The sequence below is a fragment of the uncultured Rikenella sp. genome (assembly GCF_947628055.1).
In the GTDB taxonomy this organism is placed as follows: Bacteria; Bacteroidota; Bacteroidia; order Bacteroidales; family Rikenellaceae; genus Rikenella.
Window position 1 is genome coordinate 21035 of record NZ_CANQYJ010000021.1, and the last position, 6000, is coordinate 27034.

At 52.4% G+C, this 6000-nt stretch carries 8 protein-coding genes; all 8 read left to right on the top strand.

Annotated features, from left to right (window positions below):
- Nucleotides 1–168: 168 nt before the first annotated feature.
- Nucleotides 169–333, top strand: a complete 165-nt coding sequence (locus tag Q0Z93_RS03545; protein ID WP_298062654.1) for a hypothetical protein — start codon at nucleotides 169–171, stop codon at nucleotides 331–333.
- A gap of 203 nt (nucleotides 334–536) precedes the next feature.
- On the top strand, nucleotides 537–728 hold the full coding sequence (gene rpsU, locus Q0Z93_RS03550) for a 30S ribosomal protein S21 (protein WP_298062656.1): 192 nt from the start codon (nucleotides 537–539) through the stop codon (nucleotides 726–728).
- A 133-nt stretch (nucleotides 729–861) separates the two neighbouring features.
- Complete coding sequence (locus Q0Z93_RS03555) at nucleotides 862–1083, top strand: hypothetical protein (protein WP_298062658.1); 222 nt, start codon at nucleotides 862–864, stop codon at nucleotides 1081–1083.
- 3 nt (nucleotides 1084–1086) lie between these two features.
- Nucleotides 1087–2103 (top strand): Holliday junction branch migration DNA helicase RuvB, encoded by a 1017-nt coding sequence (gene ruvB / locus Q0Z93_RS03560; protein WP_298062660.1) that lies wholly within the window; start codon nucleotides 1087–1089, stop codon nucleotides 2101–2103.
- An 85-nt stretch (nucleotides 2104–2188) separates the two neighbouring features.
- The gene (locus Q0Z93_RS03565) at nucleotides 2189–2689 is read left to right on the top strand and encodes a hypothetical protein (RefSeq protein ID WP_298062663.1); all 501 of its coding nucleotides are present in this window, start codon (nucleotides 2189–2191) and stop codon (nucleotides 2687–2689) included.
- Nucleotides 2690–2934: 245 nt separating this feature from the next.
- The gene (locus tag Q0Z93_RS03570) at nucleotides 2935–3843 is read left to right on the top strand and encodes a hypothetical protein (protein ID WP_298062664.1); all 909 of its coding nucleotides are present in this window, start codon (nucleotides 2935–2937) and stop codon (nucleotides 3841–3843) included.
- 150 nt (nucleotides 3844–3993) lie between these two features.
- A complete protein-coding gene (hflX, locus tag Q0Z93_RS03575; protein WP_298062666.1) occupies nucleotides 3994–5205 on the top strand; it encodes a GTPase HflX in 1212 nt (403 codons plus the stop codon).
- A partial coding sequence (locus Q0Z93_RS03580) for a hypothetical protein (RefSeq protein WP_298062668.1) occupies nucleotides 5205–6000 on the top strand: 796 nt, incomplete at its 3' end. The genes hflX and Q0Z93_RS03580, both read left to right, overlap by 1 nt.

Sequence of the window (6000 nt, forward strand, 5' to 3'; positions counted from 1 at the left end):
TTGTTTTCCATAAACAGCGGATTCCTCCCCAAATACTCGGTTACAGACAAATTCCCCCTCTCTCCCCCTGTGTGAACAACCGACCGGAACGGATGTGGATATTTTTATGCAAATCGATCTATATCAAGTAAATATAAAATTCCGACTTGTTGGCAGCCGTTTAACAAGATGTTGAAAAACGATTACGCAACTGCTGTTTACCGAATTTGTCAACGCCGTTCACAACCATTTATATTCTTCTTCTATAAAATCAATTCTTATCTTATTTCTATTTTAAATGAGTATGATCCGGAAAAATCTTTGCGGGGAAAGAAGGCCGGTTTTGAAAAATGATTATCTTTGCTCCCCGAAACTCTCTGGAAACAGGGAAATTGAAAGGAGGTTGGGTTTTATTCCGCCAGTTCCTGCGGGAACTGTCCGTAAACTGATTAACGAAATAGAATCTCAGGGGAGTTGGTCTCTCCGACTGCGCGGTGTGCCGGAAGGCGGTCTGTGCAGAGCTTCTTTCAGTTCATTATCAAAAATAACACAGGATTATGATCATTATGCCGATCAAAGAGGGCGAAAATATCGAACGCGCTCTCAAAAAGTTCAAACGCAAATACGAAAAGACGGGGGTTATTAAGGAGTTGCGTGCCCGTCAGTATTTCACCAAACCGTCGGTCAAGAACCGGGTGCAGCGCTTGAAGGCGATCTACGTACAGGGGTTGCAGCGCGAGGAAGAATAAGTTTCTTTTTTCTCTTTTGAGAGACGGGAGGGAACTGTTCTCTTTGTGAACAAAGAGAACCAGAAAAACTTTCGAGGATGCTTGCGCATCCTTAATGTCTTTTTCGGTCTTACAGTACTTTGATTCTTAACTATTGGGGCAAGGCAATAGCGGGCTTAAGGTGTTGATCGCATCGAAGCCCGCTATTGCTTTCGCCCCAATAATAGAAATCGAAGAACCTTGTGCCTCGAATGGCTTTAAAGTGCGAAGCACTTTTGAAAGTTTCTTTGGTTCTTTCTTTTCAAAGAAAGAACAGTCCCATCCTGTTCAAAAAGAAAAAAATGTATATCTTTCGGGAGTAAAATTTGGTATATAGGACTTGAGCGATATACGAAATATCGATAAAGACAAAGAATTCGAGGAACAGATCCGGCCGCAGGAGCTCGGCGCTTTCAGCGGTCAGGACAAGATCGTAGAGAATCTTTCCGTCTTCATCAAAGCCGCTATCATGCGGGACGAGGCTTTGGATCACGTCCTGCTGCACGGGCCTCCGGGGTTGGGGAAGACCACCCTGGCCAATATCATCACCAACGAACTGGGGGTGACCATGAAAATGACCTCCGGGCCGGTGCTCGATAAGCCGGGGGACTTGGCCGGGCTGCTTACCAATTTGGGGGAGGGAGACGTTCTTTTTATCGACGAAATACACCGGCTGTCGCCTATTGTCGAGGAGTACCTTTACTCCGCCATGGAAGACTACAAAATCGACATCATGCTCGACAAGGGGCCAAGCGCCAGGAGCGTGCAGATCAAGCTGAACCCGTTTACGCTGATCGGGGCCACCACGCGCAGCGGTTTGCTGACCAGCCCGCTGCGGGCGCGGTTCGGGATACAGTGCCACCTGCAATATTACGACGCGGCTACGCTGGCCGGAATTATCCGGCGGTCGGCGTCGGTGCTGGGAATACCCATCGATCAGCAGGCGGCCGGAGAGATCGCGGGCCGGTCGAGGGGGACGCCGAGGATCGCGAATGCGTTGCTGAGGCGCGTGAGAGATTTCGCCATGGTGCAGGGGACGGGAGCGATCGAACTCGACATTACCCGCCGGGCATTGGATGCCCTCGATATCGATACCCGCGGACTGGACCAGATGGACAACCGGATCTTGTCCACCATCATCCACAAATTCGGCGGCGGGCCGGTGGGGTTAGGGACGGTTGCGACCGCCGTGAGCGAAGATGCCGGGACGATCGAAGAAGTGTACGAGCCGTTCCTGATCAAAGAAGGATTCCTCAAACGGACGCCGCGGGGACGAGAAGTGACCCCGCTGGCCTACCAGCATCTGGGGATCACACCGCCGGGGATGATACCGGATCAGGGAGAACTGCAATTTTAAACTTTAAACCTTCGACGATTCGGTTCGTCTTACTCTTGGAAACACCGAAAACCGGAAAATAAAAAACCAATAAAACCAAACTGCAATGAAAAAAGCAATTTTGTTGATGGCTGCCTTGATGACCGTCAGCTTCTCGGCTCAGGCACAGAAAAAATCGAAAGCCGAAAAAGCCGCTGAAGAAGCGAAAAAGGAGATGATGACCGCTGCCTTGATCGACCGCGTCATTCCGGCCAAGAACTTCCAGTTCGTACCTTACGAATACATCCAGAACAACACCGGGACGACTACCATTACGCGGTATGAATACACCAAGATGCGGCCGAATTCGATGGAAGTCTACATGGTGAACTGCCCGGGCGTGAACACCAACCGTTACGAATGGCTCTCGTGCGAAAAGAAGAAAGACACTTGGGTCGTGAAGATCAAAGTAGTGGCAGATAACGGGAACAACCTCAACTTCGATTTCGCCGTCAATGCCAAGACCGGGATAGCTACCTTGCGGGTACGCTCCAACAAGTCGCTCGACCAGAACAACCCGGGCGGCCAGAACTCGATTACCTACAAAGGGAATATTCGCGAGTACTAAACCATTTTTCTACCGGTTCGGCTTTTGCCGATTCGGCGCCGGGATTCGTAAAAGAGAATCCCGGCGTTTTTTTATTCCGAAACGGGAAAAACTCTTGTCGGGTAATATGAAAATAACTATCTTTAAAACAGTTATAACCTGCGGGTATGAAAAGGCGGATATACCGGCGGGTATATGGGGACAAACCTGACGATACGTCGTGGTACGGTGCGCACGGAGGACGAATTTAACCCAATCTGAACGATATGAATACAATGGATTTGAAAAAGGCAGGTCTTTGTTTGCTGGCAGCCTGGGGATCGATGATCGGAATAGGTTCGCCGGCGAATGCTCAGGAACACCGCGTTTCTTCGGCCGACATAGACCGGTGGATGAGCGACGTGAAATTCCAGTTTGTGCCGAACCCGTTGCAGTCGGAGGAAAGCAATGCCTCCTCCGTACAAGGGTATTTTAATTATACTCCGGGTTTTTCGCTGTGGCTGATGATGGATATGGGAGGTGCGCTGGTGGTGGATAAGGAACATTTTCTGGTCAACAGTTCGACCAAGGACGAAGAGGGAGTTTGGTTGCTCGACTTGAGTTGCGTCGATTCGGTCAACGGCTTTTTCCAGCTCAATTTGGCTGTCGATTCCGAAAACGGGGATGCGGCATTGAAAGTGGCCACGCCGACGTTGGGCGATATTGCCTTGTATCAGGGAAAAGTGGGGGCGTACGAAGGGCCGGGAATGCCCGATTTCCGGAATGAAAAGAAAACCGAAGAAGCTGTGACGAAAGCGGCCGAACTCGACACCTTGATTCCTTCGATGCAATTTCGCGTCAAGTTGAATTCGGAGCTTTATGGGCCGAAATCGCAGATCCATATTTTCAAAGGTCTGCTGCGTCTGTGGGATCCCCGGCAGTTTCAGGGGGCTTACGAGGTGGTTTGCTGCGAAAAACAGAACGGGATCTGGTACGTGCGTTTGCAGTTGGTCGAGGAAAATGAGGTGAGCGAAGCGATGTACCTCGACCTGGCGATCGATTCGTGGACGGGAGAGGTCAATTATCGGCGGGGATTTGCGGATCAGTTGAGATTGAATTGGAGGGCGATCGTCGATGGAGAAGTGACCGGCAGTTCCGATGAGGCGGTTCTGAAGGATAAGGCGGGTAAAAAATGAACCAATCGATTGCTTTGGGGATGGAGCGGGTGGAATAAGAGGGGGATAGGCGGAGGGGAAAGAGAAATTACTTTTCTTGAAAAAGCGTAAATTTGTGGGTGGCCGGCTTTTCAGGGTCGAAAGGTCGGGCCGCCCTTATTTGTTGTATGTATGGAGAAAGGAAAACTGACGGAAAATCTGGCCGGGAAAGAGACCGAGAAGGTCGTGCTGGTAGCGGTGGTTCGTGACCGGCAGGAGATGCGCGAAGCAGAGGAATTTCTCGACGAACTGCGATTTCTGGCCGAAACGGCAGGGTTGCAGACTGTGGCGACCTTTACCCAGAAACTGCCCTATCCGGACAAACGGACTTTCGTGGGGAGCGGCAAGTTGCAGGAGATCAAGGAGTACATGGCCGATAACGAGGTGAGCGCCGCGATTTTCGACGATGAATTATCGCCTTCGCAAACCCGGAATCTCGAAAAGGAACTGGAGATCAAGATATTAGATAGGACGAGGCTCATTTTGGATATATTCGCCCAGCGGGCGACGACAGCCTATGCCAAGACCCAGGTCGAGCTGGCGCAATTGCAGTACCTGCTGCCGCGCCTGACGGGGATGTGGACCCACCTCGAACGGCAGCGCGGGGGTACCGGCACCCGCGGCGGGGCGGGGGAACGCGAGATCGAAACCGACCGGCGGATCATTCGCGACCGGATCGCCCGGCTCAAAGAGCAGTTGGTGAAGGTCGACCGGCAGATGGCCACCCAGCGCAGCGGGCGGGGATCGCTCGTGCGGGTGGCGCTGGTGGGGTACACCAATGTCGGGAAGTCCACCCTCATGAACTTGCTCAGCAAGAGCGAAGTCTTTGCCGAAAACAAGCTCTTTGCGACGCTCGATACGACGGTGCGGAAAGTGGTGCTCGACAACCTGCCGTTCCTGCTTTCGGATACCGTGGGATTTATCCGGAAGCTGCCGACGCAGTTGGTCGAGTCGTTCAAATCGACGCTGGACGAGGTGCGGGAGGCGGATTTGCTGCTGCATGTGGTGGATATTTCGCACCCTAATTTTGAAGACCAGATCGCGGTGGTGAACCAGACCCTGCGCGAGATCGGGGCGGGGGACAAACCAGTCTTCTTGATTTTCAACAAGATCGATGCTTATACTTATGTGAAAAAGGACGCGGACGACTTGTTGCCGGAGACGCGCGAAAACTGGACGCTGGAGCAGTTGCAGCGCAGCTGGATTGCCAGAAACGACGGGGTGCCCTGTATTTTTATCTCGGCCCGTGAACGGGTGAATATCAACAAGTTGCGGAAGGACTTGTACGGCATGGTGCGCGAGATACACGAGGGACGGTACCCGTTCAATAACTATCTGTATTAATGTCGTTTACGTTAATAGACCGGATTTTTACCGACTCTGCCGCACCGGCAGGGTTCGATGCTTTGGCATTGGAAGTTTTCCGTTATCAGGCCGAACATTGCGAACCTTACGGGCGGTATATCGATTTGCTGGGGATCGACCCTTCGGCCGTAACCGGACTGCGGGAGATACCTTATCTGCCGGTGGAGTTTTTCAAAACCCACCGGATTTACAGTGCGTGCTCCCCGGAACACGAAGAACCGGAGGTGATCTTTACGAGCAGCGGAACGACCGGCTCCGAAACCAGTCGGCACTATGTCGCTTCGACGGCTCTTTACGAGCAGTCGTTCCAAAAAGGTTTTGAGCATTTCTACGGAGCGGCGGCGGAGTGGAGCATTTTCGCCCTGCTGCCGTCGTATATGGAGCGCACGGGATCGTCGCTGGTTTATATGGCGGAGCGGTTGCAGGCGCAAAATAAGGGCTGTGGCGGCTTCTATCTGTACGATCACGATAAACTGACCGCCGACCTGCTTTCGGCGGCTGAAAGGGGCGAAAAAATCCTGCTGATCGGGGTGGCGTTCGCTTTGCTCGACTATGCGGAATATCTTTCGTCGAACGGGATCGCATTGAATCTACCTGAAGGCGCCGTGGTGATGGAGACGGGGGGGATGAAGGGCAGAAGGCGGGAGGTTTCACGTGAAACGATGCACGAAACCTTGTGCCGGGCGTTCGGCGTGGGGGCGATCGATTCGTGGACGGGAGAGGTCAATTATCGGCGGGGATTTGCGGATCAGTTGAGATTGAATTGGAGGGCGA

Excerpts from the sequence above, each read along its gene's own strand:
- Q0Z93_RS03545 (WP_298062654.1), top strand. The coding sequence starts at position 169 with ATGTTGAAAAACGATTACGCAACTGCTGTTTACCGAATTTGTCAACGC.
- Q0Z93_RS03565 (WP_298062663.1), top strand. The coding sequence starts at position 2,189 with ATGAAAAAAGCAATTTTGTTGATGGCTGCCTTGATGACCGTCAGCTTC.
- Q0Z93_RS03570 (WP_298062664.1), top strand. The coding sequence starts at position 2,935 with ATGAATACAATGGATTTGAAAAAGGCAGGTCTTTGTTTGCTGGCAGCC.
- hflX (WP_298062666.1), top strand. The coding sequence starts at position 3,994 with ATGGAGAAAGGAAAACTGACGGAAAATCTGGCCGGGAAAGAGACCGAG.
- rpsU (WP_298062656.1), top strand. The coding sequence starts at position 537 with ATGATCATTATGCCGATCAAAGAGGGCGAAAATATCGAACGCGCTCTC.